The organism is Kosmotoga sp. (assembly GCF_982836095.1).
The window spans coordinates 1-546 of the sequence record NZ_CEYIHJ010000083.1 but is presented as its reverse complement, the minus strand read 5'-3'; the positions used below and the strand labels follow the sequence as shown (position 1 = coordinate 546).

At 44.5% G+C, this 546-nt stretch carries 1 protein-coding gene; it reads right to left on the bottom strand.

Annotated elements, in window-relative coordinates; genetic code table 11:
• Positions 1–546: AIR synthase related protein (locus AC3LHT_RS06510; RefSeq protein ID WP_488662335.1), on the bottom strand; the 546-nt coding region annotated here is incomplete at both ends.

Here is a 546-nt window from a genome sequence, read left to right as displayed (position 1 = left end):
TGGATAGCTCAACAGACGCAAAACTCGCTCCTCCCATCCCATCTCGCCCCGTGGTAGAACCTACAAGCATTACGGGATTTCCAATTCCTGTGGCAGTGCCTTTTTTGATGTTACCGGTTTTTATCAGGCCAACACACATAGCGTTTACCAGCGGATTTTCTTTATAGCAGTTATTGAAGCAAACCTCTCCGCCAACAGTGGGAATCCCGACACAATTTCCGTAATCGCCAATCCCCTGAACGACTTTTTCAAACAAGTATCTAGTATGACGATCATCTAAATTTCCAAATCTGAGAGAGTTTAAAAGGGCTATCGGTCTCGCTCCCATGGTGAATATATCTCTAATAATCCCGCCAACACCTGTCGCTGCACCTTGATAAGGTTCTATGGCAGAAGGATGATTGTGGCTCTCTATTTTCATAGCTATCGCAAGGCCATTGCCAATATCCACTATTCCCGCATTTTCTCCCGGGCCTTGAAGAACATGTGTCCCACTGGTAGGAAATTCTTTTAATAAAGAGCGTGAATGCTTGTAACTACAATGTT